This window comes from Actinosynnema sp. NPDC023658, from assembly GCF_040639995.1.
In the GTDB taxonomy this organism is placed as follows: domain Bacteria; phylum Actinomycetota; class Actinomycetes; order Mycobacteriales; family Pseudonocardiaceae; genus Actinosynnema.
The window spans coordinates 1-1,822 of the sequence record NZ_JBFAAX010001065.1; the positions used below are offsets into that span (position 1 = coordinate 1).

The following is a 1,822-nucleotide window of genomic DNA, read 5'->3' on the forward strand; positions in this document are numbered from 1 at the left end:
CGGGTCTGCGCTGGGACTTCTGGGCGCGGGCTGAGCGTGCTTACCCGATCTGCCGGGACCGGCGGGGTGGAGCGCGGCCCAGCTGCTGACGCCGCAGGCCGGGCCGGTGCCCGAACTGCCGGGCGAGCTGCCGAAGGGCCCTGCCCAGGGCCAGCAGCCCGGCCAGCCGCCGACGTCCGTGCCACCGCCGCAGGGCTGCAAGGACTTCAGCCCGGCCGTCGTCGGCACGTGCCTGAACCCGGTGTCCGGGGTGGCGCTGACCGACGTCAACCAGACGACCGGCGCGGTCACGGCGCTGGCGACCGAGCGCACCACCGGCCGGCTGCTCAAGGTGACCAAGGACGTCGACCCGGTCGAGGTGGCGAAGTTCGAGGTGGACGCGTCGGCCGACGGCGGGCTCACCGGGCTCACCCTGTCGCCCACGTACGCGGAGGACCAGCTCGTCTACGTGTACGTGACCACGGCGACCGACAACCGGGTGATGCGGCTCGCGCCTGGTGACGTGCCGAAGCCGGTGCTGACCGGCATCCCGAAGGGCCCGACCGGCAACCGGGGCGTGCTCGCCTACGACCGCACCGGGGCGCTGCTGGTGGCCACCGGGGACGCGGGCAACCCGGCGGCGGCGGGCGACCCGAACTCGCTGGCCGGGAAGGTGCTGCGGGTCGACGGCACGGGTCAGCCGGCGCGCGGCAACCCCACGGCGGGCTCGCGCGTGCTGGCGAGCGGGCTGAAGTCGCCGGGCGGGCTGTGCGTGTCCGGCGACGGGTCGAAGACGTGGGTGACGGACGCGGGCGCGACCGCCGACGTGCTGTACCGGGTGGAGCCGGGCAAGGCGCTGGGCGACCCGGCGTGGTCGTGGCCCGAGCGGCCGGGCGTCGGTGGCTGCGGGTCGTTCTCCAACACGGTGATGGTGACCACGGCCACCACTCCGGGCCTGCTCAACCTGCCGATGAACCCGGACGGCGGCTTCACCGGCAAGCCCGAGGTGACCATGAACGGCGAGGACGGCTTCGGCCGCCTCGGCCCGCTGGTGATGCTCGACGACACGACCGCGCTGGCGGGCACGGTGAACAAGGTGGCGGGCGGTGCGCCGGTCTCCAGCGACGACCGCGTGGTGATCGTCGTGCGCGAGAGCGCGACCGGCGGCAGCAAGGACTGACGCGCCGGGGCCCACGTCCGTGGGACTCTTCGTGCCGAGGGTCGGCGCGAGGGGGCGGTGTCGTGGACCGGGTGGTCGTGGCGGTGCTGGTGGACGGGCTGGTCGGGCTCGCGTTGCTGGTCGTGCTGTGGCCGACCGCGTCCGCCGGGCGGCGGTTCCTGCGGCGCTGGGGCGTGCCCGAGCCGGACGACCGGCAGAGCGCGTCGGCGGCGGGGTACCTGAGGGCCTGGCGGCTGCTGTACCCGGTGCTGTTCCTGCTCACGCCGGTCGCGGCCGAGGTCGGTGCGCGGGCGTTCGGCTTCTCGCCCCGCGACTACGGCGTCACGGGCGCACTCGCACCCCTGCTCGCCGCTCTGCTGATCGCGGAGGTCGTCGCGGCGCTGCGCCCCGTGCGCGGCACCCCGGGCGAGGTGACCGTCCGGCGGCACTGGCGCGACCTGGTGCCCCGGTCCGCGATCGTCACCCTGCTGTCGCTCACCGCGGTGGCCGTCCTGTCGGCCGCGATGGGGCTGGCGGCCCAGCCGTGGGGCGACCAGGTCGCCGCCTCGGTGCCCGCCGACGGCACCTGGCGGTCGGACGACGGCACCGCGGTGCGGTCAGGTCGTCGCGGCCAAGCAGCCGATCACCCACCGCAGCTGGCGGTACCGGCCGGACGGCCACGTC

1 protein-coding gene and 1 pseudogene are annotated in these 1,822 nt (G+C 75.6%); both read left to right on the top strand.

Annotated elements, in window-relative coordinates:
- Nucleotides 1-106 precede the first annotated feature (106 nt).
- Nucleotides 107-1,159, top strand: a complete 1,053-nt coding sequence (locus AB0G02_RS38105) for a PQQ-dependent sugar dehydrogenase (RefSeq protein ID WP_360804751.1) — start codon at nucleotides 107-109, stop codon at nucleotides 1,157-1,159.
- Nucleotides 1,160-1,221: 62 nt separating this feature from the next.
- A pseudogene (locus AB0G02_RS38110) lies at nucleotides 1,222-1,822 on the top strand (hypothetical protein); the annotation flags it as partial.